The following is a 23,643-nucleotide window of genomic DNA, read 5'->3' on the forward strand; positions in this document are numbered from 1 at the left end:
TGGGGTCCGCCGAGGCCGAGGGACGTCGCAATGGCGGGACGTCGCTCAATTTCGAGTAGAGAGAGTTGCGTATGAATGCCTGGGATCCCCAGCTTCAGGAGATCTTCGACGTCGTCGAACGCCGTAACCCGGGCGAGCCCGAGTTCCAGCAAGCCGTCCGCGAGGTCTTCGATTCGCTGAGCCCGGTCGTGGCGAAGCACCCCGAGTACGTCGATGTGCTCACCCGGATGTGTGAGCCGGAACGCCAGATCATCTTCCGTGTGCCGTGGACCGACGACGCCGGAAACGTCCGCATCAATCGCGGTTTCCGCGTCGAGTTCAACTCGGCGCTCGGACCGTACAAGGGTGGTTTGCGCTTCCACCCGTCCGTGAACCTGTCGATCGTCAAGTTCCTCGGCTTCGAGCAGATCTTCAAGAATTCGCTGACCGGTCTGCCGATCGGTGGCGGCAAGGGCGGCTCGGATTTCGACCCGAAGGGCCTGTCCGACCTCGAGATCATGCGTTTCTGTCAGTCGTTCATGACCGAGCTGTACCGCCACATCGGTGAGTACACCGACGTCCCAGCAGGCGACATCGGTGTCGGCGGCCGAGAGATCGGCTTCCTGTTCGGCCAGTACAAGCGCATCACCAACCGTTACGAGTCCGGCGTTCTCACCGGCAAGGGCATGTCGTGGGGCGGCTCGCAGGTGCGCCCGGAGGCCACCGGCTACGGCGCCGTCTTCTTCGTCGACGAGATGCTCAAGGCCAAGGGCGAGACCTTCGACGGCAAGAAGGTCCTCGTCTCCGGTTCGGGCAACGTCGCGACCTACGCGATCGAGAAGATCCACCAGCTCGGCGGCACCGTGATCGGCTGCTCCGACTCGTCCGGCTACGTCATCGACGAAAAGGGCATCGACCTCGAACTCCTCAAGGAGGTCAAGGAGGTTCGTCGCGCACGCCTGTCGGAGTACGTCGAGCTCCGCGGCAACGGCACCAAGGTCGGCACCGACGGCTCGCTGTGGCAGGTACCCGCCGACATCGCGCTCCCCTGCGCGACGCAGAACGAGCTCGATGCGACCGACGCCGAAACACTCGTGAAGAACGGCTGCAAGATCGTCGGCGAAGGCGCGAACATGCCGACGACGCCGGCCGCGATCAAGGTGCTGCAGGCCGCCGGCGTCGGCTACGCACCGGGCAAGGCCGCGAACGCTGGCGGTGTGGCCACCTCCGCTTTGGAGATGCAGCAGAACGCATCGCGCGACTCGTGGAGCTTCGGCTACGCCGAGGAGCGTCTCAACGCGATCATGCGCGACATCCACAACAACTGCCTCACGACCGCCGACGAGTACGGCGATCCGGGCAACTACGTGACCGGAGCCAATATCGCGGGCTTCGTGAAGGTAGCCGACGCTATGCAGTCGCTGGGCGTCATCTGATCTGACGTCGCCCTGAGCGACGACGTGTGAACACACGTGGCCGCCGCACCCTCGCAATGGCGCGAGGGTGCGGCGGCTTTTTCGTCGTCCGGGTCCGTTCGACTTCGACGCATTCGCCGCCTCCCGAGATGGCTGTCGACCGCTCTTCTTGTCCGGACCGGACAACTCACATCACCCGTTGACCTGCTTGAACAACGCACTACGCGGAATAGAAATTGCTGCGGGCTTGCTAATGCTGGTGGAATCAAGTTCGGGGAGATGCTCCACCGGCGAGACTGCCGGTAGAACCAGGGGGAATCATGGAAGGACATTCGCAGCGACAACGGGACCGACTGGCGTCGGAGGTGTCGGCGACAGCCACAGCGATCTACGGATCGCCGTCGCTCCGTCTCGCGATCCTGCAGACGGGTGTCGTCATCGCGGTCGCCGTGGCGATCGTGCTGGCGGTGGTCGCGGCGCCGTCGTCACGAACCGACAGGGCGGTCGGGTCCGGGACCGGCTCCACCGCGGTGTCGGTCCGCACCGCGGCGGGGGCCGCGCATGGGCTCTGACGCCGCGCGCGGGCTCGCCATCGCGCTCCGCGTTCTCATGCTGCTGACGACGGTCTTGATGCTCTGCATCGTGGTCTTCATCGGTCGGTGACGGGTCTCGACCAACGGCAGGGTCAGGCCTTGGCCGCGACCTGGTCGACGGCCGCGACGAACGCTTCGTCGAACGCGGTGCGGTCGGCTTTCGCGCCGGGCGCCAACGGAGCGAACTGGACGCGGACGACATAACCGTCGACGGTCGCGACACCGGTCAGCGACTGTGTCTTAGACGTCTGGCCGGACGAACGCGACACCGCGTCCTGACGGTAGACGATCGCCTGGTCGCCCGCCTTCGTCTCGGGCGCTTCGAGCACAGTGTTCTTGACCGTGGCCTTCAGCCCGGCCATCGGGCCGCTCGCGAGAACAGTCGTGACCGTCGCGCACTCGCCTGTCACGGCGGCACGGAAGTCGGCGATACTCCGGTCGAGCACTGTGACCGACTCGATCAGGGTGCCTTCGCTGCCCTTCATCGCCGCTGCCACACCCACCTCGTCGGCGGCGACGTTGTCGGGCAGCACTGCGCTCTTACCGCACGCCGCGGGCGAGACCTTGCCCGAGGCGGCCGAGTCGGCTGCCTTCGCGAGATCGAGCATCTGATCCTTCTCAACGTCGAGGATCTCGTAGCCGTCGGGGAACGCGTCGCCCGCCAACACCAGCGACTGCGCCTTCGACGCCTCCGAACTCCCGGAGCCCGACGTACCGGAGGCCGCCGCGTCGTCGTCGGATCCGCAGCCGGCGACGAGCGCGATCACGGCGCCGCCTGCGGCCAGAACGATTCCGTACTTCGCGAGATTCACGCTTTGTTTACCGCCTTGTCGATCGCTTTGGTGAACACATCGTCGAATCCGGCCCGGTCCGGGTTCCCCGACGGATTCATCGACGACGCCTGAACAGACAGCATGTACCCGTCGACTTCCGCGTAGCCGATGATCATCCGCTGGGTGACCGACTGCGACCCCACCTGCGAGACGGTCGTTACCTCGACGACCACCGAGTCATCGGCCCGCGTCGTCGGGCCGTCGACGACCTTCTGCTCCGCCTTCGCCTTCACGGCCTGTCCTTCGACCGTCATATCCATCGTCAAATGCTCGCAATCGCCGCTGACCTGGGTCCGGTACTCGTCGATGGACGTCGTGGCGACGATCGCCGACTCGGCGAGCGACGACTCGGTTCCCTTGGTGGCGATGACCAACCCGATGTCGTTCACGTCCACCGAGGACGGGATCGCGCTGAGCTGTACACAGTGTGACGGCGAGATGTCGGCCGACCGGGTGCTCTCCAGGACCGTGTCCAGCATCTGCTGCATCTGGTCGCTCGGCACGACTTGCCCGGTGTATCCCGCCGGGAAGTCGGCGGCGTCCAGCACGAGTTCGTGGACCCGGGCCGGGTCTGCGGTCGACGCCCCGTCGGCCTTAGTCGCCCCGCCCGCCACGACCGGGGACCCGTCGACGCCGCAACCGGCGGCGAACCCGACCAGTCCGGCGCTCGCAACAAACGTGCCCAGCACTCGCCTCAACCTCACACTCACGACAGACTCCCTGATCCACACCGATACATGCCGAGAACACTACGATGCGCGGCCAGCCGCACGACGCAGGTGTCAGCGCGCGTCGGCGACCTTCCGCACTGCGGCAGCGAGCATCGCGTCGAACGCTCCGCGGTCCGGTGCGGATCCGTCGGCGTTCACCGCCTGCACGGTGACGAGATAGCCGTCGACGGGCACTCGGCCGATAAGGAGTTCGCGCCGGTCATTGTTGTCGCCGGACACCGTCGAGACCTCCCGGAACACCAACCCTGGATGGCCGTCGATGGTCGGCGTCGTGACATCGGCGTGCGTGATGTCGACTGTCGTCCCGCGCGCGGCGCCGGTGGTCACCTCGACGCGTACCTGCGCACACTCGCCGGTGACTGCGGCCGTGAGCGTCCCGGCGTCGACGCTCGATGCGACGACCGACTGGCTGAGTACCGACTCGCCGTCGGAGGCTACGACGCTGCCCGCGTCGGCGGAGTCCGGAACGTCGTCGTCGGATTTGCATGCGGCCGGCGTGACTTCAGCGTCTTTGCGGCTGTCGTCGAGTTGCTCGGTGATGGCGCTCTCGTCGTCCTTGCCGAGCTTGACGACGTGGTACCCGGACGGAAAGTCGCCATCGGACAGCACCGCGTCGAGGGCCCGCTGTGTCGCAGAGTCGACCGACTCCGACTGTCCGCACGCCGCAGCGGCGCCGGCGAGAGTGGCGGCTGCGAGGATCGATCCGACTACCCGGAGAGTCTGGGACATGCCGTTCAATGTACTGGCCCGCGAGATCCACCGGCCTGTCAGATCTACCGGCCTGTTCAGACCTATTGGGACACGTCCTTGTAGTAGACGAGTTGGTGGGTCGTGGCGAGCAGGATGTCGCCGTCGCCCCAGATCTGGCCGTATTGGTCGAAGTGGCCGTTGCCGAACCGAGTGCCGCGCGCTGTCGCCCGTACGTGGTCCGCACCCTGCGCGGCCAATTCGTCGGGGGTCGCGTGAAAGTACGTGGTCAGCGAGATGGTTCCGGCCGGCATGTATGTGCCGTGACGTAGGAACACCCGAGGGAAGAAGGCGTCGGTCATCGACGTGAGCGACGGATAGTCGATGGCGCGGGCGGGTTCGTCACGCAACCACAGGGTGGTCGTCGAGTCGTCGCTCGCCGAACCGAGCCCGCCGACGACGAATCGCTTGTCGTAGTTGCGGGCCCACGCGATGAAGTCGGGAAAGTCGGAGGAAGGCACCTGGTCGATCGGCGGCAGGTCGGGAGCGTGGTCCTCGGTGTCGGCCCAGGTGTCGCGGCGCACGCCGAAGACTGCGGTACCGGTGGCGACGACGACGCCGTTCTGGTCGATGGTGAACGTCCAGTGTTGATTGGTCCGGTTGGTCCGGACCAACACGAGCGCGAGATCCCATTCGCCTTCGGCGATCGGCGCCGCGTAGTTGATGGTGAGCGCGAGCGGTTCACCGAGCGCTTCGGGATCATCTTGCAGCGCACGGACGACGGTGGCCGCGGTGATCCCGCCGAACGGCCCGACCATGTTGTTGTAGGCGGGGTGAGTGGTGGCGCGGACGACGCGGCCGTCGTGTTCGTCGATCCGGGCGACGGCGGTAGCTTCATCGAAGACGTGGGTCATGCCTGAAAACCATACAGACCGATCGTTCTACTGCGCTAGAGTGTGGCCATGCCCACCCCTTCCGTGCACGAGCGACTGGTGTCGTCCGCGGTCACCATGCTGCGCACGCACGGTGCCGACGGATTCGGGATGGCTGCCCTCCTCGAACACAGCAGCGTCGCGAGACGTTCCATGTACCAACACTTTCCGGCGGGAAAGTCCGAGCTTCTGCGCGAGGCGACCGTCGTCGCAGGCAAGGGTGTGTGCAATCACCTCGCAGCACTCCTCGTCGAGCACGACGCGATGGCCACGCTCGACCTGTGGGCCGATCACTGGAAGTCAGTACTAGCCGACAGCGACTACGCGCTCGGCTGCCCGCTCGCCGCGGCATCGTTGAGCGCTACCGAGTATCCCGACGCTGCCGCCGAGGCCGCAACGGCCTTCGATCGCCTGGCGACGATCATCGGCGACGCGCTCGAGCGCGAAGGCCACGACGCCGCGCAAGCACGTGCGGCGGGAAGTGTGATCGTGTCGGGGATCGAAGGGGCGATCATCGTCGCGCGTGCCACGAAGTCCGTCGAACCGTTCGACGCCTTCGTCGCGCACACTCGCGCCACCTGGGGTCGCGGCCTGCCGCACTGACCGACCCAGTGCCCAGCCGTCAGTGCGCGCCGGGCTCCAAGGTGGTTCCCTTCGGCACAACGCACCACACGAGCACGGCGACCGCCAGCATGAAGACGCCGCCAACGAGGCTCGTGGTTTGCATCGACACGGTGAACGCCCGGCCCGCCGTCTCGGCGAGCTCCGGGATACCCGCCTCGCCCGCGACGTCGACGGCGGCCCCGATGGACTCGCGTGCAGGCCCCGCGACATCAGCCGGAAGGCGTGCGAACGAGTCGACGCCGTCGAGGTCTGCTCGATACATCACGGACGCGATGCTGCCGAGCACCGCGACGCCCAACACACTGCCGACTTCGTACGACGTTTCCTCCATCGCGGCGGCGCTGCCCGCCCGATGTTCGGGGCTGCCGGACATAATCAGCACCGACCCGACAGCTAGCGACCCGATTCCCGCACCCACCAGGCACAATGAGACGATGACTGCCCGATAGTGGAGTTCACCGGGTGTCAGGTAAATGGCCGTCATACCGATTCCGGAGATCGCGATGGACGCGGCGAGCACCGCGCGCGGCCCGATCCGTTCGGCGAGCTTCGGCGCAGCCAGCGACGCCGCCGCGGCGGCGAGAGCCAGCGGGATTAGTTGCACCCCGGTGCGGATCGGCGAGCTCCCCTCGACGCTCTGCAGCCACTGCGCGAGGAGCAGCAGAGCCGCAGCCATCGCAAACATCGACCCGAGTGCGGCAGCGATGCCACCGGTGAATGGCCTGCTCCGGAACAGCCCGACGTCGAGCATCGGGTCGTCCTGCCGGAGACCGCGTCGGACGAACACCGTCAGGGCGACGACGGCGAAGGCGAGCACGATCCACGCGGACGGCACGAGCAGGCTCGACTCCTTGCCGAACTTCTTGATCGACCACATCAACGCAACCATGCCGCTGAACGAGAGTCCGATGGTCGGCCAGTCCCACGCGCCTGGCTTGTCCGAGCGCGACTCCGGCAGCAAGAACGCTCCCGCGATCACCGCGATCACCATTAGTGGGACGTTGACGAGGAAAGCGGCGTGCCAGGACAGATGCTCCAGGAGTAGCCCGCCGACGAGCGGTCCGACAGCGGCGCCGAGGCCTGCGATGGCCGACCAGACTGCGAGCGCCATGGCCCGCTGCTTCGCGTCGGTGAAGATGGTGCGGATCATCGACAGCGTGGTGGGCATGACCATCGCGCCGCCGACGCCGAGAGCCGCGCGGATCGCGATGACCATGGCCGCCGAATCGGCGAACAACACCAGAATCGACGCGACCGCGAAGACAACGTACCCGGTGAGCAGGAGCTTCTTCCGCCCCCACCGATCGGCGACGGCGCTGGCCCCGACCAGCAGTCCGGCCAGGACCAACGAGTAGACGTCAACAATCCACAGGAGCTGTTCACCGGACGGCCTCAGGTCCCGCGACATCGTCGGCAACGCGATGTTGAGGATCGTCATGTCCATCGTGATGACGAGCAGACTCGCGGACAGCACTGCCGTACCCGCCCATGCGCGCCGCGTCGACATCGTGGACTGCGTTGAGGGGTCGGTCATTTCGAGTCTCCGTCGAGGGGCGTGAGCGAGGCGGGGATGAACGGCGAGAGAGCCCGACTCAGCTGATCGCGGCTGAGCGCCTCACCGCGGATGGCGGCGTGCACGCCCGCTCCCTCGGTGATCATCGCGACGGCGTGCGCGTTGTCGGCGCCGAGGTACTCGCGCAGAATGGCGACGAGGCCGTCCGCCCAGGCAAGAGCTAGTTCGCGAACCTGGTCGTCGAAGGTTGCGGTGGCCGACAGGGCGACGTCAGCGACGACGTTGCGCCGCTCGGACAGGTACTCGTGCAGCATGCCGACCAGGTAGTCCGGCGCAGTCGACGGATCGCTCTCGAACACCTGCCGGATCTGCGTCAACGCGTCGTCGATCTCGCGGACGAGCACGCCCAACGCCTCCTGTCGCAGTTCGTCGAGTGACGCGAAATACGCGGTAGTCGAGCCGAGCGGCACCTCGGCGCGTTTCGCGACGAGGCGGTGCGTCAATTTGCTCGGCCCGACCTCCACAATCAGGTCGGCGGCGGCGTCCACGATCGCGTCGCGACGGGCCACTGGGTCATGTTTTGCCATACCGGAAACTCGTTTCTGTACGTTTGTACATGTACATGTGTACAGAAATGGTTCGGAGGCGTCAAACAGGCCGGTCAGGACGTTGCTTCGTCGACCTCCCCCACCCGGCCATCGACCACTTCGACCGTGCGATGCGCGATGTCGGCGGCGACACCGCGATCGTGCGTCACGAAGACGAACGCCGTGTCGTGCGTCGCCTGCAGGCCCGCCAGAATGTCGAGGACCCGAGCCTGCGACACGACGTCGAGCGCCGACACCGCCTCGTCGAGCACGACGACCGCAGGCCGAGGTGCGAGGGCCCGCGCTATCGCCACACGCTGGCTCTGCCCACCGGACAACTCGTTCGGCCGACGATCGGCGAACGACTCGCCGAGGCCCACCTCATCGAGGACCTGCGTCACCCGGGCGGCGCGCTGGGCGACCGACAACCCGAATGAAGGGTGCAACGACTCCTCGATGATCCGAGCCACCGACCACCTCGGCTCCAACGCCGAGAACGGGTTCTGCGACACGAGCTGGGTCCGCGCGCCGTCGACTGCTTCGACGTAACCCGCATCCGGCGAGGTCAACCCGACCAGCACGCGAGCCAGCGTCGACTTCCCCGATCCCGACGGTCCGACGACGGCGACCGTCTCCCCGCGATACACGGTGAGATTGACGTCGGCGAGCGCGGTCGTACCGCCGAACCGCTTGGTCACCGACCGCACGCCCAGTACCGGTTCACGCGGCGTCGCAGCCCGGGGCGGCCGCCTGCCACCCGGCAAAGAGTCCTTCAACGCGCGAGCGGCAGCACTACTCGGGGAGTCGAGCACACTCGCCGAGGATGCGGTCTCGACCACTCGGCCGTCATCGAATACCACGATGCGATCGGCTCGCTCGGCAGCCACGGCGAGATCGTGGGTGATCAGCAGCAGGCCCGCACCGTCGGCGACGCCCGCTGTGAGCGCGTCGAGAACCTGATCGGCGACGTCGGCGTCGAGTGCGCTCGTCGGCTCGTCGGCGACGACGAGCCCAGGGCGGCCAGCCAGCGCCATCGCGATCAGGACGCGCTGTCGTTGACCACCCGACAGTTCGTGCGGATACCGTCGCGCGAGCGACCCGTCCGGCAGGCCCACCTCGGCGAGCCGCTCGGGGACCGCCGCACCGCCGGTCGGGCGGCCAGCCAATCGCAGCGCCTCACGGACCTGGCTGTCGATGCGCCGCACCGGATTCAACGAGTTGCCCGGGTCCTGCGGTACGTAGCCGACCCGCCTGCCGCGCACCGATCGCCACGCTGCGGAGCCGGGAGTCGGGAGATCGTCTCCCGCGAGCCGCAACCGTCCAGCCGACAGCCGGGTGCGCGGCCCGTGCAACCCGAGCACGGTGCGCGCGAGCGTCGACTTGCCGCTGCCGGACGCACCGACCACCGCGACGACCTCCCCCGCCCCGACGGTCAGATCGATGTCGCGGAGGATCACGGTGCTCCCGACGGACACCTTCAGTCGCTCGATCTCAAGCACGACGGCCTCCGTCCACGATGCGGGACAGTCGATACGCCGCGAGCACGACGAGCGTAATGACCACCGCTGGGACGACGGTCAGCCACCACGACGCGGCGAGGAACGCTCGACCGTCGGCGACCATCGCACCCCATTCGGGGGCGGGCGGCGGGGGCCCGAACCCGAGGAATCCGAGTGCCGCGACGGCGAGGACCGCCTGACCGAATTCGACGGATGCAACAGCCGCCGCTGTCGGCCACAGATGCGGCAGCACGTGCCGGGCGACGACGGTCGGCTTCCGCCAACCGCTGACCAATGCCGCTTCGACGAACGGCGACGCCCGCAACTGGAGGGTTCTGGACCGGACCACGCGTGCGGCACCCGCCACCCCGGCGATACCGACCGCGACACCGAGTTCGACCGTTCCGCCACCGGTCGCCGCAACCACCGTCATCGACAGCAGGAGGCCGGGCACGGCGAGCAGCACGTCGACCAGACGCATGCCGACCTGGTCCGTCCATCCGCCAAGATAGCCGGTGGCGACGCCGATCAGCGACCCACCGATGACCGCGATCGCGACGGCGATGAGCGCCGCCGACAGCGACGCTCCGGTCCCGTGGACGATTCTGGCGAACACGTCGCGCCCGAGTTGGTCGGTGCCGAACACGTGGCTGACACTCGGTGCCCTCAGTCGGTCACTGGGCGCCACCGCCACCGGGTCGGTGCGGGTCAGCAACCCGGGTACGGCGGCAGCGGCAAGTACCGCCACGAGGACTCCAACCGCGGCGACCGCCCCGAGTGGCGGCATCGGATGCTTCCCGAACCTGATCCGCCCCTTTCGAAGCGTGAGCAGTCCATCTCCGACGAGGTCGATCATGCCGCGCCCCTCGCCCTTGGGTCGACGAGCGGCCCGATGAGGTCGACGATCAAGGTCACCACCACGAAGACCACCGCCGACACGACGACCACGGCGAGCATCACGGGTCCGTCGTGCGCGGTGAGCGCTTGTTGGGTGAGCCGGCCGAGGCCGACCCGGGAGAACACAGTCTCGACGACGACCGCACCCGCGAGCGCGGACCCGACGAGCACGCCCAACGCCGACAGTGCGGGCAGCGCCGCAGCGGGCGCAACGTGCCGCAGGTGCACCATGGCGTCCGACGCGCCCTTCGCCCGGGCGACCTCGACGAACGGCTGGGCGGCGGCCTCCCTCATTCCGGCCGCCATCACCTGGCCGAGGTACCCGGCCACCGGCACCGCCAATGTCACCGCGGGCAGTACGAGCGCCGCGAATCCATCGTCGCCGAATCCCGGCAGAAGACGGAGACCGAACGCGAACACCTGAATCAACACCAGACCGACGGCGAAGGTCGGCATCGAGACCAGCACCGACGGGATCTGGCCGACGACTCGGGCGAGGACACCGTCGGGTCGGTAGGTCGCGACGTACGCGAGCGCGAACGCCGCCAGCGCGCCGAGCACCAGCGCTGCGGCGGCGAGCGTCGCGGTAGATGGCAGAGCTTCGAGCAATGACGTCGTGACCGGCCGACCGGTGACGACCGACGTCCCCCAGTCGCCGCGGACGAAGTCGCCCAACGCCGCGAAGTACTGCTGCCACAGCGGCCGGTCGAGGCCGTACTGTGCGCGCAGCGCGGCGATCGCCGCGGGCGACGGCGGTGCGCCCGATGCGTCCGCGTTCGCCGCCAACGACACCGGGTCGCCCGGCAGTACCCGCAGGATCCCGAAGACCAGGGTGAACACGGCCCACACCACCGCGACGCCGACGGCGAGACGCCCGCCGACCCGGAGCGCTAGTCGCCTGCTCGCCGGCCCTGGGCTCACGACGCACCGTTCGGGAATTGCAGACGCAGGACGCCCGACGCGTCGAATCCGACGCCGCCGAAACCGGATGCGACCGCCGCAACCTGCGACAGTTCGACAACGGGAATCGCATAGCCCGCATCGACGAGGCGAGTCTGCAGGGTGTCGACGATCTTGAGTCGCTGTGCACGATCGGCGGTCCCCGCCTGCTGCGACAGCAGCGGATCGATCTGTGGGTCGAAGCCCCGCTGCGAGTAGTTGGTGCCGTCGGCGCCCAGGCGTGAACGAAGGATGTCCGGGTCGGCCCTCGTCACGTTGTAGTAGACGGCGTCGAAGTCGCCTGCGCTGCGCCGCGAGAGGAAGTCGTCGTTCGACAAGGCGGTGATCGACAGGTCGATACCGACGGCGGCGAGTTGACGCTGCACGAGTTCTAGGATCGGCTTGTTGCCGTAGAACTCCGGTGAGTAAATCACGTCGAACGCCAGACGCTTGCCGTCCTTCTCGCGAATCCCGTCGCCCGTCGACCGCCAGCCTGCGGCATCGAGAGTCTTCTTCGCCGCCGCGGCGTCGTACCGGACTCGCGGGTCCGCCCGATAGCCGGGCGTCGTCGAGGCGAGCACGCTGGTCGCCGGGGTGAACCCGTCACCGAGCGCGGTCTCGACCAACTCGGGCCGATTCAATGCAGCGGTGACGGCCTGCCGCACCTCGCGGTCGGCGAGCACCCCGCGCGACACATTCGACTGTAAGACGTACGGCAGTCCCGGATTCGGTCGGGAGGTCAGCGTCGCACCGGCTGCTTCGAGCACTTCCCGATCTTGTGGCTGAGGATCGGCGACGGCATCCAACTGGCCCGATCCGATACTCCCCGCCCGGACCCCGGATTCGGGGACGACGCTGAACTCGACGGTCCGATAGCGCGCCGTCGTGAGACCGACGTCGGGTGCCCACCCGTAGCCGTCCCGACGGGTCAGCGTCGCCGAACGATCCTGCTCCCACCCGGAGTACGTGTACGGCCCGCTGCCGATCACGGCGGTGCCGGAGCAGCGTTCGTCGAATGATCGCGCGACGGTAGACGGTGCGAGAATCCCCAGCTGGGTGGTGGCGGCCGCCTGCAGGAACTGCACGTTAGGGTCGGCGAATCGGACGATGGCGGTCCTCGGATCCGGAGTGTCGGTCCGCTGGTAGCCAAGCAGGAATCCGGACGCCTGCAACGTCCGCGTCGACGTCGACTCGTCAGAGGTGAGCGCGTCGAAGTTCTTCTTCACGACGTCGGAGGTGAGCGGCGTGCCGTCGCTGAACGTCACGTCGTCACGCAGCGTGAAGGTGAAGCTCCGGCCGTCCGGGGACGCCGCGTAGCGTTCGGCGAGCCACGGCTTCAACTCGCCGGTCCGTCGATCCTGGTCGAGGAGCGAGTCGGTTACTTGGCGCGCGACGTTCACCGTCTGGTTGGTGCTCGCCTGGGCCGGGTCGGCGCAGCTCGGCGCGGACGACAGCCCGTAGCGGAGGGTGTCGGAGTCGGCTGTGTCGTCCGCACAGGCGGCGAGCCCGACCGCGGTCGAGACGGCGAGGACGGCGGCCGCCACCCGAGTAATGGTCTTCATTTGATCGAATTCTCTTCTCGTGGAAGGCCTTCAGCGCCAGGCGTCGGCGATGAGGCGGTGGGATTGCACGCGGTCGTCGTGTCGGTGCGTCAGGGTCGTGAGGACGAGCTCGTCGGCCGCGGTCAACGCGGCCAACGCGCGTAGCCGGCCGACGACGTAGTCGGGGTCCCCGACGAAACGGGTCGCCACACGGGCCGAGTGCCGCGCGGTGAGCGTCGCCGAGTCGGCGTCCGACACCGAGGCGGGATCGGGCACCGGCATCGCTCCGCGTCCGCGGGCAACCGCGTCGACCCATGGCAGGAACGAGCGAGCCTGTCGCTGAGCATCGTCGGTCGTCGGCGCGGCGAGAACGTCGGCCGACACCGCGAGATACGGCTCGTCGAGGACCCCGGGCGTGAATGCCTCACGGTAGGCGCGGGCGGTCTCGACCGTCTGGCCGGGCGCGAGGTGGTAGTTGGCAGCGAACGGCAGCCCGAGCCGACCGGCGAGCCGTGCGCTGACTCCGGGCGAGTTGCCCAGGATCCACGGCTGTAGATCGGTCCCCTCGCCCGGCGTCAGATGCAGCGGCTCGTCGAGTCCTTCGGGGGTGAACGTCCCCGCGATCAGATGCAGGACACTACGCACCTGCGTCTCGTAGTCCGGCACGTCGCCGGGCGGTGAGATCGCCGCGAGCGCGCTCGCCGTTCGCGGCGAGTCGACCAGTCCGCGCAGGTCGCGCGGTTCCGGGAGGACGACTCCGTCGACCACCGGGTGGTCGACCTTCGCAGGTGTGTCCGCCGTGCCCTGCCTGCGCAGCGCGTCGCGGTACTGTCCGGCGCGTCCTGCGCTGCGACCGAGCCCGACGTCCACGCGACCGGGGTGCAGTACCGCGAGGGTGCCCCATTCCTCCGCGACACGCGCGGCGACACGTTGGCTGAGTTGGACGGCTCCGGCCCCGACCCGGATCGACGACGTCGCGGCGAGCACGTGTGCCGCGACGACTGCCGGCGCCGACGAGGCGAGCGCCGCGAAGTGGTGTTCGGCGAGCCAGTAGCGCCGATAGCCGAACTCCTCGGTGCGGCGAGCCAGGTCGACGGCGTCATCGAGCGCCTCCCGCGCGGTGCCCCCCGCGCGGATCGGGACGAGATCCAAGACTCCGAGTTCCGTCATGCCGGGGCTCCTTCGCCTCGTCCGATCACCAGGTTGGCCACCCACGCGATCAGTGCGCCGACCAGCAGGAACACTCCCGCGTAGAGGAGTCCCCGATCGGCGTCCGATGACGCGTAGAGCGCAGCCGCGACGGCCGCGCCGAGCGCGCCGCCGAGATTGTGGAATGTCCAGGACGCACCGATGGCGAACCCGGACTCGGCGGTGGGCACCGCGGACAGGGCGGCGAGAGTCGCGGGCGCGAGGATCAACGCCCACCCCAGTCCGAAGAACACGAAGCCGACAAGGAGCACGGCCAGCGAGCCGGTCGACGCGCCGATCAGGACGGCGCCCGCGGTGATCGCCAGCGCCGCGAAGCCGTACCGCAGCGGTCCTGCCGGTCCTGCCTTGTCGACCCACCGCCCGACGCGTGGCGACGTCACCGCCATCGTGCCGCTCACCAGCAGCAGCGATCCGCCGATGGCCGGGTCACTCAGATCGTGTCGGTCGGCCAGATACGGCGGAAGCACCAGGAGCGCCGATGCGTAGAACGCGGCCAGGAAGAAGTCCGACAGCAGTGCCGCGCGGAAGCGCGGATGCGCGAACAGGTCGATGCGCAATAGCGGATCGTCCGCCTGGCGTTCGACGGCGACCAGTGCGATCGCGCCGACCACGGCGACCGCCGCGGCGACCAGAACGGGAGCGCTGACCCACCCGATGGTCTCCGGCAACGAGACGAACGCGACCGCTGCCGCGACTGTCACAGCAAGGAGCGCTTGGCCCGGTGCGTCGAGACCGGTTCCCGACCGCGGGGCGGGCGACGGGACGGCCGCCACGATCAAGCCGATCGCCGCGAGCCCGAACGGGACGTTGATCCAGAACACCGACCCCCAGCCGAAGGCGGGCACGAGGAGTCCGCCAAGCACCGGCCCGATCGCGAGCCCCACTCCGTTCACCGCGTACAGCCAGCCGACGGCACGTCCACGCTCTCCCTCCGGGAACAACTGTTCCACCAGCGTGGACGTGCCGGTATAGAGCACCGCGCATGCCGCGCCCTGGACGAACCGCGCGGCGATGAGCCACCCGATGCCCGGCGCCAGCGCGGCACCGACGGACGCGACGACGAACACTGCGAGCCCGACGAGCAGCACCGGGCGGCGTCCGCGCCGGTCACCGAGACGGCCTGCGGTCACCATGAACATCGCGAGCGCGGTGAGGAACCCACTCAGCACTAGTTGGCTAGTCCCGATCGTGGTCCCGAGTTCCCGGGTGATTGACGGCAGGGCCGTCGACACGATCGTCAGATCGATGCACCCGAGGAATGACGCCGTCGCCAGACCGATGAAGCCCGCGGTGCGGCGTCCGGTGCTCACATCGGTCGCTGCCACGCTCATCGTGCCGACCGTCGCTTCTTGAACCGCAACGGCAGCCACTGAGCGCCGCGGTCGACGAACAGGTCTCGAGTTGCTTGCATCGCGGTCGAGATCTGTTGCGGGTACACAACGAAGTCGTATCCCTGTGCCGCCCACAACGGTTGGATGATCGGAACTTCTTCGAGGAGATAAGTGCGGCACCCGGTGCGGATACGCTCCTCGTCGGGGAGACCGTCGCCGCGCCGCGCGACGAACCGGTCGATGGTGGTGTCGATCGCCGACGCGTATGCGTCGTCGGACGCGTATGCGTCCCGCACCCGGTTGAGTGCCCGCGGATAGTCCGGGTCGCTGAGTGCGGCGTCCCAGCGCAGAATGTCGACGTCGGCGGTGAGAAGGCCGAGCAACCGGCGATTGCGGTCCAGCCATTGGTCGCCGCGGCGGCGCGAGAGTCGGTACGCGCTGCCGGGGTCCGCGTCGAGGTTGTGCCGTTGCAGTGTGTCGGCGACGGCGACGGTGACGCGCCCGAAGCCGCTGCGGTTGAGTAAGTCGATCGTCGCACCGAGCTTCTCACCCTCGTGATAATCGGCTCCGACACTGACCAGCAGGATCGTCGAACGGCCCGGGTAGTCGTACTGCAGCCCTTTGAGGTCGAACGCCGCCTTGTGCGACACCGACCCGACGGGTGGGTTAGCGGTGGCGAGGGCCATCAGCTCCACACCGCCAGCGGCTGCTCGTCGGCGCGCACACCGATGAAGAGTCCAATTGTCACGCGAGGCCGATCACCGGACGGCGCGACCGCGTGGACTCGGCGGGGATCGATGAAGATCGTCTCTCCCACACCGGGCCGGACCGTCACTGCTGGCTCACCGACGACGCTCCGGTCGACACCCCAAGCACGGTCACCAGACAGCTCGCGGTAGTCGTCCTCGGTCGGGAACGAATCCCAGATCTCGAGTTCGCCGCCGGCGTCCGGCACGTCGAGGTACACGTTCACCGACAGTTGCCTGCGGATTCCGAGATCGCCGTCGGGTAGGTTGCGTTGGACGTTGTCGGTATGAGGCTCCAGGTCGACGCCCGCCTTCTGGTACCGGACGACGCCTGCGAAGAACTTCCGACTCTCGGATTCCAGGAGCGTGGCTCCGGACGGCCACGTCTCGTCGAGCAGGAGCCGGACGCTGTCCGACGGATACGGGTGGGGCGCGGCGATCGAGCGCAAGGAGCGACGGTGGCTTGCCGCCTCGTCGAAGTACTCAGCCTCCCGTCCGGGACCGGTCTCTGAGAACGCATGGCCGATACGCCGGAACTGCGGGTCGGTGGCGAGCGGCCCGTGATCGGACCGTCCGACGAACGCCGTACGAAGCCCGTCCAGTGCGTCGGCGTCGATCAGCCCCGTGACGCGCACGGCGTAGACGTCGCCTTTGAGTAGCCGGAGCAGATGGTCGGCGGAGAAGTCGTCCGCCGTCGTGGTCGCGACGAGCGGGTGCTCGCCAGTGGTCTCGCCCGGGTTGTCTTCCCGGTGGTCGAATATCGTGGTCATCGTGCGCCCTCCCCTGTCCGGACCGTAACCGGACTTTGGTCAATCTCGTTCGGCCCAGACGCCCTGGACCGGCACACTTCGATCGATCACGAGCGACGAAGAACCGGCGGAGTCGCCGACGGCGAGGTTCATCGTCTCTGGCATTAGCACCTTGTGGAGGATCCACGGTTGCTGCGGCGTCAAAGAGCCAGTCTCTCGGCCGCTCGTGATGAATGTCTGTGTAGTGCGAACGTATGCGCCGCACCGCTTCGGCATCAATGGCCGACACCGGGGCCGTGAGCTTGCGGCGCAGGTCGGAGGCTATTAATCGGCGCGCACCTAATCATCGACCTTCTCCCAACCGAGGCAAGATGCTACGTTCATGTAGGAATTGGTCCTACACGACTGTAGGAATGTGAGAAGGGCATCATGCAGATCTTCAATCCGACCACCCACACGTTCGACGAGTTCGACGCGGCTACACAGCGCATACTGCGCAAGACGGTCGACTACTTCGAAGACCTCGGAAAGGCACGGCTGCTCGCCGACAACCGGGATCGGATCTGGTACCAGGACTTCCTCGACTTCAATCGACGCGAGCGGGTGTTCGCTACATTCCTGACGCCGAAGGCGCTCGCCGACGGCGATCGCGACAAGCGGTGGGACACCGCCCGCAACGCCCGAATGAGTCAGATCCTCGGCTTCTATGGCATGCAGTACTGGTACGTCTGGCAGGTCACCGTGCTCGGTCTGATGCCGATCTGGCAGAGCACCAACACGGTCGCGAAGAAGCGTGCAGCAGCTCTCCTCGACGACGGCGACATCTTCGCGTTCGGGCTGTCGGAGAAGGAACACGGCGCGGACGTCTACTCCACCGACATGCTGCTCGAACCTGGCGACAACGGATTCACCGCGAACGGCGGCAAGTACTACATCGGCAACGGCAACCAGGCACGGATGGTCTCAGTGTTCGGTCGACGGTCCGACACACCCGTCATCGACTCGGCGGATGCCTCGCGTCGGATCTCCGACGACGAGTACGCCGGCTACATGTTCTTCGCCGCCGACTCGCAGCATGCGAATTATCGGCTTCACAAGAACGTCGTCGACTCGCAGATGTACGTCGCGGCATTCGATCTGCACGACTACCCGGTCGCTGACGACGACGTACTCCACACCGGACGCGCCGCGTTCGACGCGGCGATGAACACGGTGAACGTCGGAAAGTTCAACCTGGGCTTCGGGGCGGTCGGCGCATGCGAGAACGCAATGTACGAGGCCCTGACGCACGCCGACAACCGCATTCTCTTCGGCCATCGGGTGACCGAATTCCCTCAAGTGAAGGCCCTCGTATCCGACAGTTACGCGCGTCTGGCCGGGATGAAGCTGTTCAGTGAGCGCGCCGTCGACTACATGCGTTCGGCCAACCGCGATGATCGTCGCTACCTGTTGATCAGCGCGATCGAGAAGATGTCGGTGACCCGCACCGGGCAGAAGGTGTACGAGGACATCGCGGACGTGATCGCCGCTCGCGGCTTCGAGAACGACATGATGTTCCCGAGTGGTCTCACCTCGATGTTCGGGCTGCCTCGTCTCGAGGGCACCGTTCACGTGAACATGGCGTTGTCGCTGAAGTTCATGCCCGCCTATATGTTCAGCCCGGCCGACGTCGGGCTGCTCGCCCTCAAGCATGTTCCGAGTGCCGCGCCGCTGACCGGGGTATTGCGGTGGGCGGGACAGCGGGCCGCGGGCATGGTGCCCCGGCTGCGCGCCGAGACGGCCAAGGTCACGGTGCGTCAAGTCCCGGTGCGCCGCGACACCGCCGACGACTCGTTCCTGTTCCACCAGGGGCCGAGCTCGGGGCTCGGCGCGATCACGTTCCCCGATTGGCGACCGGTGTTCACCGAGTTCGCGCACATTCCGAATGTCGCGGTGTTCACCGAGCAGGCGCTCGCCTTCCAGGCGCTGCTCGCGGCTGCCGAGCCGACGCCCGCCCAGCGCGGCGACGTCGACTTCTTGTTGGCGATCGGCGAGTTGTTCACGTTGATCCCGTACGCGCAACTCGTGTTGGAGCAGTCTCGGATCGAGGGCGCGGACACTGACGTGCTCGACCACCTCTTCGACGTCTTCGTCCGCGAGTTCTCCCGGCACGCGGTGACCCTGCACAGTAAGCCGACGGCGACCGAGTTGCAGCAGACCCGGGCGCTCGACCTCGTCCGGCGCCCGGTGGCCGACCTCGACCGCGCCGACCGAGTTTTGGAACGGGCGCGCGCACTCGCCGGCGCCTACACGATGAAGCCCTGAGCCAGTCGGCCCCACTGACAACCGGAGGAACCATGACTACACAGAGTTCGTCACGCCCCGCGTTCAGCGACCCGACGATGGCGCTGCGGGAAACCGATTACGGTTTCTTCGGGCCCGGCTCTCCGACCTGGAAGGTGTGGACGTCGCCGACTGCGCTGATCGGATTCCAGCGCGCCGTCACGCTCGAGCACTTCGACGCAGATCTGACGGCGTCGGTCGCCGACGTCGGCGGCATCTACAGCGACCCGCACGGGAGGCTGGACCACACGTTCGCGTACTTCCTCATCGCCGCGGTCGGCGACGGCCGGATGGCGGTCACCGCCGCCGACCATCTGATGAAGGTGCACATGATGTCTACCGGGATAGAACCGATCGCCGGAAAGCGGTACAGCGCGAACAATCCCGCGTCCCAGCTGTGGATCCACGTGACCGGCTGGCATTCGGTCCTCAAATGCTACGAGATGTACGGGCCGGGCAAGCTGACACCCGACGAGGAGCAGCGGTTCTGGGCCGACTGCGTGGTGGCCGCCGAACTTCAGACGTGCCGTCCGTCGGACGTGCCGACGTCGCGTGCGGAGGTGCACGACTACTTCGAGTCGGTCCGGCCGCAGCTCTGCGTCTCCGAACGTGCACGCCGCGGAATGCACTACCTGCTGCACACGCCGCTCGACCGTGGCCCACGGGTGTGGGCGTCGAGTCGTCTCGTCGCACCGGCGGCGATCGCGACTCTCCCGAAGTGGATGCGGACGCTCGGCGGGTTCGACCAGCCCGCCGCCGTAGATGTCGCCTATCGGGCGGCGACACGGGCGGCCGTCGGCAGGCTCTCACGCAGTCCGGAACTGGTGGACCGTGTCGTGTCGAAGGCGATCGGACCGATGACCGGCAGGCTGTACCACCAGCATCTGAACGCGGCAACGCCGACATTCCCGCACACGGTGACGGTGGCCGACGCGCGCGCGAAGTATCTCGCCACATCGAGCCCGTCGGACCATCTCGCTACCCCGACGGGCTCGGAACTTCTCACTAAACCGTAGGGTTAGAGACTGCTTCGACGAATCGAACGGGAAGTGGGTATGGCTGTAGTTTCGCGCACGTCACGGACGCGCGCACCTCATCTCGGTCCCGGACGGCGTCGCCCGCAGATCCTGGACGCAGCGTTGGCGATCGCCAGCCGCGACGGCATCTCGGCGGTGACGATGGCCGCCGTCGCGTCGGCTCTCGACGTGACCCGGCCGGTGGTATACGCCGCCTACCCGAGCCGGTCGGAGATTCTCGGCGCGTTGATCGCACGGGAGGAGACATATCTCGGCGAAGCGCTGTCGAGTATTCTCCGCGACCGCCGCGTGAATGCGACCGAATCAGTGTTCGTCGAAGGATTCCAGTCGCTGCTCGAAGCGGTCGACGCACGGCCGGAGTCATGGCAACTTCTGTACGGGAACCCGGATGCGGAGGTGACCGATCTGTTCGGTCGGGGCCGAACATTCGTGCTCGCCCGCTGCTGCGATCTTCTCCGACCGACGCTTGCCGCGTGGGAGACGCAGGACGCCGACCGAAAGCTGCCCGCACTCGTCGAGTTCTGGGTGTCGGCGGGCGAGGGGGCAGTGAGAACACTCCTCGCCTCGCAGGAGGCGGGCGACGGCGCGTGGACGCCCTACGACCTGGGCGCGTTCGTCGGCGCGTCGGTGTACCGCGGACTCCGCGGAGCCTGACTAGTCGACGCGTCACCGTGGACACCGGGGTCACTGAATCGAGGGTCACGCGGATGGCGCTCCCTCACACTGCATGTGATCGTAGGGGACGTTGTTCTGTATCGGGCGATCATTCACAGCCTGGGTTGTACCGACGTGGACGACCTCGACGCCTTTCGCTTCCGAGTTGTCAGGACTGTGCCGGCTAGGATCGCGGACGCGGTCGATGCGATCAGAACCGCCGTCTTGCCGTGTTCCAGAGCTGTGATGTCACCGCCGATGCTTAGTTCGGCGACCAGCAGCGACACGGTGAATCCGATACCGGCGAGCGCTCCGACGCAAGCGAGATCGCCCCACCTCACTGATGGGTCAAGCTCACTGCTCGTGTAGCGAACCGTCAGCCACGTCGCGGCCACAATACCGACGGGCTTACCGACGACGAGCCCGAGCAGGACGCCGATCGCGATCGGGTCTGTGAACATGTTCGCCAAACCTGTGAGACCGCCGACCGTCACACCCGCGGACAAGAATGCGAACGCAGGCAACGCGAATCCCGTCGAGATCGGGCGGAACCGATGCTCGAACTCCGCGGCGAGACCGGTCCCGCCCCGTCGAACCGGGACCATGAACCCGAGGACAACTCCGGCGATCGTGGCGTGGATCCCGGAGCCGTGCACTAGCGCCCAGGCAACCACCCCGAGCGGTAGCAATGCCACCCACGCCGCCCAGCGCCGTTCAGAGAACCAGTCCGCCCCGTGGTGCGCAAGCACCGCGAATATCACAATCGGCACGATAGCGATCAACAACGGGATCAGCTTCACCTGCTCGGTGTAAACAACTGCGATGATCGCGATAGCGATCAGGTCATCCACCACAGCGAGCGTCAGCAGAAACAGTCGAAGCGCAGCCGGCAGCCCGCGCCCCACGACGGCGAGCACGGCGACAGCGAAAGCGATGTCGGTGGCGGTTGGAATCGCCCAGCCGTGGACACCTTCACGGCCCCAGTTGACCGCCAGATAGATGGAGGCGGGAACAACCACGCCTCCGATGGCGGCGAACACCGGGACGATCGCGGTACGTGTCGACCGTAGTTGCCCGGCGACGATCTCCCGCTTCAACTCCAGGCCGACGAGGAAGAAGAAGATCGCGAGCAGACCGTCCGACGCCCACTGCCCGACTGTCAGATCTAGATGCCAAGGCGCATAACCGATCTTGGTGTCGCGAAGAGTCTCGTAGACATCAGCGAGCGGGGTGTTCGCCATGACGATAGCGACGATCGCCGCGGCGACGAGCAAGAGTCCGCCGATCGTCTCGCGGCGAAGTAGCTCAATGACTCGTCGAGTCTCGGCAATGGGGCCACGCTGGAAGACGCGGCCGAACACGTGGCTGTCGGTGTGGGGCATCTGGATCCTCGAATCGGTACGACGACATAGACGCCGACCAGACTTCCCGGCACACCAGACTTCATCCTACGGACCACGTGAAGCACCTCGAACAGCGCCTTGGGGCCAGCAGCCGGCGATGTGCTGCAGCGGCCCTTCCTGCGTGGCGCAAATCCGTGGACGCCGTACGACGTCGGGGCGTCCGCGGAGCCTGACTACGCTGACCACCATGCGATACGGAATCTGCATCCTCCCTGACATGCCGTGGCGTACGGCCCGCCCGTTGTGGCGACGCGCCGAGGAGATGGGATTTCACCATGCGTGGACGTACGACCACCTGGTGTGGGGCGGCCTCCCCGATTCCCAGTGGTTCTCCTGTATGCCGACGTTGACGGCGGCGGCCGCTGTTACGTCCCGCATGCGACTCGGCACGTATGTGGCGTCGCCCAACTTCCGACATCCGGCGGCGTTCGCGCGCGAGGTCCAGACCGTCGCCGACATATCTGAGCACCGACTGCTCGTCGGACTGGGTGTCGGCGGATCACCCGACTCCGGGCTCCTGGGGCAGCCCGAGCTGCCCGTGCGCCGACGCGTCGACCGCTTCCAGGAGTTCGTCGGCATCCTCGACCGCACCCTGAGCGACGACCACGTCACCGTCGACGGTGATTTCTTCGCCACACGCGACATGCGTCTGGTCGGTGGCGAGACCCGTTCGCGAGTTCCGCTCATCCTCGCGGGCAACGGGCCTCGTTCGGTCCGGTTCGCCGCCCGGAACGGCGACGGCTGGGTGACGACGGGTTCGCCCGCGGACACCCTCGACGCGTGGTTCGCCGGCGTCGCCGCCAATCGCGAACTACTCGGCGAGACCGCCGCTGGGCGACCTCTCGACACGTACTTGTCGCTCGATTTCGCGCCCGTCTCCCCGCTCGCCTCGGTCGGCGCGTTCGACGATCTCGTCGGGCGCGCCGCCGCGGTTGGGTTCAGCGACGTGATCGTCCACTGGCCGCGCGAGGACGCACCCTATCGCGGCGACGTCACGGTACTCGACGAAGTGGCGTCACGTCTGAGCACGAATCCGTGAGCTCAGTTCCCTGAACGAACCTTCACGAGGTTGACTGCTAGGTAGGCGCCGTAGAGGCCGAGACCGACGAAGCCGATCTTGCGCGTCTGCGGAACCGCAATGGCCGCGCCTATCGCCGTCTCGAGTCCGCCGTTGATCTTCAGTGCGGTCTCGGTGTCGTCCGGGAACGCCGCCTCGGTGATTCCCCGGAAGGCGTCGGGTACGGCGAAGTGCGCGATTCCGGTGGCGGCGAGGCCGACCCCGGCCAGGGTGACAAGACGGTTCGACTCAGGCATGGTGCTCTCTCCTCATGGCGCCGTCGACGACGGCAGTTGTGTCATGTCTACCCGTCCCCCCGACCCGACATCGGGTTCGACACGAATCGACGTGCCCCGCTGTCGATT

The 23,643-nt window shown here is 67.3% G+C and carries 23 protein-coding genes and 1 riboswitch; of the genes, 7 read left to right on the forward strand and 16 right to left on the reverse strand.

The features are described 5' to 3' along the window. Positions 1-71: 71 nt before the first annotated feature. A complete protein-coding gene (gdhA, locus tag MP11Mi_RS06120; protein WP_420041405.1) occupies positions 72-1,415 on the forward strand; it encodes an NADP-specific glutamate dehydrogenase in 1,344 nt (447 codons plus the stop codon). A 299-nt stretch (positions 1,416-1,714) separates the two neighbouring features. Beyond that, positions 1,715-1,966: a hypothetical protein gene (locus MP11Mi_RS06125; protein WP_420041406.1), complete on the forward strand. Its 252-nt coding sequence runs from the start codon at positions 1,715-1,717 to the stop codon at positions 1,964-1,966. A 113-nt stretch (positions 1,967-2,079) separates the two neighbouring features. Here the strand turns inward: MP11Mi_RS06125 and MP11Mi_RS06130 are convergent, their stop codons facing one another. From MP11Mi_RS06130 to MP11Mi_RS06145, 4 genes are all read right to left on the reverse strand, one after another. After that, the gene (locus MP11Mi_RS06130; RefSeq protein WP_420041407.1) at positions 2,080-2,799 is read right to left on the reverse strand and encodes a hypothetical protein; all 720 of its coding nucleotides are present in this window, start codon (positions 2,797-2,799) and stop codon (positions 2,080-2,082) included. After that, on the reverse strand, positions 2,796-3,530 hold the full coding sequence (locus tag MP11Mi_RS06135) for a hypothetical protein (RefSeq protein WP_420041408.1): 735 nt from the start codon (positions 3,528-3,530) through the stop codon (positions 2,796-2,798). The genes MP11Mi_RS06130 and MP11Mi_RS06135 overlap by 4 nt, the downstream gene beginning before the upstream one ends. A 72-nt stretch (positions 3,531-3,602) precedes the next feature. Continuing rightward, positions 3,603-4,280, reverse strand: a complete 678-nt coding sequence (locus MP11Mi_RS06140) for a hypothetical protein (protein WP_420041409.1) — start codon at positions 4,278-4,280, stop codon at positions 3,603-3,605. A 62-nt stretch (positions 4,281-4,342) separates the two neighbouring features. Beyond that, the gene (locus MP11Mi_RS06145; protein WP_420041410.1) at positions 4,343-5,152 is read right to left on the reverse strand and encodes a thioesterase family protein; all 810 of its coding nucleotides are present in this window, start codon (positions 5,150-5,152) and stop codon (positions 4,343-4,345) included. A gap of 48 nt (positions 5,153-5,200) precedes the next feature. On the opposite strand from MP11Mi_RS06145, the gene MP11Mi_RS06150 reads away from it, so the two are divergent. Continuing rightward, positions 5,201-5,773 carry a TetR/AcrR family transcriptional regulator gene (locus tag MP11Mi_RS06150; RefSeq protein WP_420041411.1) on the forward strand — a complete coding sequence of 191 codons (573 nt, stop codon included), beginning with the start codon at positions 5,201-5,203 and terminating at the stop codon, positions 5,771-5,773. Positions 5,774-5,792: 19 nt separating this feature from the next. On the opposite strand, the gene MP11Mi_RS06155 is transcribed toward MP11Mi_RS06150, so the two are convergent. From MP11Mi_RS06155 to MP11Mi_RS06200, 10 genes are all read right to left on the reverse strand, one after another. Continuing rightward, complete coding sequence (locus MP11Mi_RS06155; protein ID WP_420041412.1) at positions 5,793-7,328, reverse strand: MFS transporter; 1,536 nt, start codon at positions 7,326-7,328, stop codon at positions 5,793-5,795. After that, complete coding sequence (locus tag MP11Mi_RS06160; protein WP_420041413.1) at positions 7,325-7,894, reverse strand: TetR/AcrR family transcriptional regulator; 570 nt, start codon at positions 7,892-7,894, stop codon at positions 7,325-7,327. The genes MP11Mi_RS06155 and MP11Mi_RS06160 overlap by 4 nt, the downstream gene beginning before the upstream one ends. A gap of 74 nt (positions 7,895-7,968) precedes the next feature. Beyond that, positions 7,969-9,393: an ABC transporter ATP-binding protein gene (locus MP11Mi_RS06165; protein ID WP_420041414.1), complete on the reverse strand. Its 1,425-nt coding sequence runs from the start codon at positions 9,391-9,393 to the stop codon at positions 7,969-7,971. Then, positions 9,386-10,249, reverse strand: coding sequence for an ABC transporter permease (locus MP11Mi_RS06170; RefSeq protein ID WP_420041415.1), 864 nt, complete (start codon positions 10,247-10,249; stop codon positions 9,386-9,388). Before MP11Mi_RS06170 ends, MP11Mi_RS06165 begins: the two co-directional genes overlap by 8 nt. After that, positions 10,246-11,211 carry an ABC transporter permease gene (locus tag MP11Mi_RS06175; protein WP_420041416.1) on the reverse strand — a complete coding sequence of 322 codons (966 nt, stop codon included), beginning with the start codon at positions 11,209-11,211 and terminating at the stop codon, positions 10,246-10,248. Before MP11Mi_RS06175 ends, MP11Mi_RS06170 begins: the two co-directional genes overlap by 4 nt. After that, positions 11,208-12,791: an ABC transporter substrate-binding protein gene (locus MP11Mi_RS06180; RefSeq protein WP_420041417.1), complete on the reverse strand. Its 1,584-nt coding sequence runs from the start codon at positions 12,789-12,791 to the stop codon at positions 11,208-11,210. Before MP11Mi_RS06180 ends, MP11Mi_RS06175 begins: the two co-directional genes overlap by 4 nt. Positions 12,792-12,821: 30 nt before the next feature. Then, entirely contained in the window at positions 12,822-13,940 is a 1,119-nt protein-coding gene (locus MP11Mi_RS06185) for an LLM class flavin-dependent oxidoreductase (protein ID WP_420041418.1), read from the reverse strand. Beyond that, the gene (locus tag MP11Mi_RS06190; RefSeq protein WP_420041419.1) at positions 13,937-15,310 is read right to left on the reverse strand and encodes an MFS transporter; all 1,374 of its coding nucleotides are present in this window, start codon (positions 15,308-15,310) and stop codon (positions 13,937-13,939) included. The genes MP11Mi_RS06185 and MP11Mi_RS06190 overlap by 4 nt, the downstream gene beginning before the upstream one ends. Continuing rightward, complete coding sequence (locus tag MP11Mi_RS06195) at positions 15,307-15,996, reverse strand: tRNA-dependent cyclodipeptide synthase (protein WP_420041420.1); 690 nt, start codon at positions 15,994-15,996, stop codon at positions 15,307-15,309. The genes MP11Mi_RS06190 and MP11Mi_RS06195 overlap by 4 nt, the downstream gene beginning before the upstream one ends. Beyond that, positions 15,996-16,826 (reverse strand): 2OG-Fe(II) oxygenase, encoded by an 831-nt coding sequence (locus tag MP11Mi_RS06200; RefSeq protein ID WP_420041421.1) that lies wholly within the window; start codon positions 16,824-16,826, stop codon positions 15,996-15,998. Before MP11Mi_RS06200 ends, MP11Mi_RS06195 begins: the two co-directional genes overlap by 1 nt. Positions 16,827-16,951: 125 nt before the next feature. Further along, positions 16,952-17,041, reverse strand: a riboswitch (SAM riboswitch). Positions 17,042-17,234: 193 nt separating this feature from the next. Between MP11Mi_RS06200 and MP11Mi_RS06205 the strand changes: the two genes are divergently transcribed. The 3 genes from MP11Mi_RS06205 to MP11Mi_RS06215 are packed head-to-tail and all read left to right on the forward strand — an operon-like array spanning position 17,235 to position 20,818. After that, the gene (locus tag MP11Mi_RS06205; RefSeq protein ID WP_420041422.1) at positions 17,235-19,109 is read left to right on the forward strand and encodes an acyl-CoA dehydrogenase family protein; all 1,875 of its coding nucleotides are present in this window, start codon (positions 17,235-17,237) and stop codon (positions 19,107-19,109) included. 32 nt (positions 19,110-19,141) lie between these two features. After that, positions 19,142-20,143: an oxygenase MpaB family protein gene (locus tag MP11Mi_RS06210; RefSeq protein ID WP_420712844.1), complete on the forward strand. Its 1,002-nt coding sequence runs from the start codon at positions 19,142-19,144 to the stop codon at positions 20,141-20,143. A gap of 39 nt (positions 20,144-20,182) precedes the next feature. Beyond that, on the forward strand, positions 20,183-20,818 hold the full coding sequence (locus MP11Mi_RS06215) for a TetR/AcrR family transcriptional regulator (protein WP_420041423.1): 636 nt from the start codon (positions 20,183-20,185) through the stop codon (positions 20,816-20,818). Between the two features lie 113 nt (positions 20,819-20,931). On the opposite strand, the gene nhaA is transcribed toward MP11Mi_RS06215, so the two are convergent. Further along, a complete protein-coding gene (gene nhaA / locus MP11Mi_RS06220; RefSeq protein WP_420041424.1) occupies positions 20,932-22,200 on the reverse strand; it encodes a Na+/H+ antiporter NhaA in 1,269 nt (422 codons plus the stop codon). A 208-nt stretch (positions 22,201-22,408) separates the two neighbouring features. Here nhaA and MP11Mi_RS06225 point away from each other — a divergent pair, with 208 nt between their 5' ends. After that, positions 22,409-23,260: an LLM class flavin-dependent oxidoreductase gene (locus MP11Mi_RS06225; RefSeq protein ID WP_420041425.1), complete on the forward strand. Its 852-nt coding sequence runs from the start codon at positions 22,409-22,411 to the stop codon at positions 23,258-23,260. Between the two features lie 2 nt (positions 23,261-23,262). Here the strand turns inward: MP11Mi_RS06225 and MP11Mi_RS06230 are convergent, their stop codons facing one another. After that, the gene (locus MP11Mi_RS06230; protein WP_420041426.1) at positions 23,263-23,535 is read right to left on the reverse strand and encodes a hypothetical protein; all 273 of its coding nucleotides are present in this window, start codon (positions 23,533-23,535) and stop codon (positions 23,263-23,265) included. Between the last annotated feature and the right edge of the window lie 108 nt (positions 23,536-23,643).

The organism is Gordonia abscondita, assembly GCF_032711245.1.
GTDB lineage: Bacteria > Actinomycetota > Actinomycetes > Mycobacteriales > Mycobacteriaceae > Gordonia.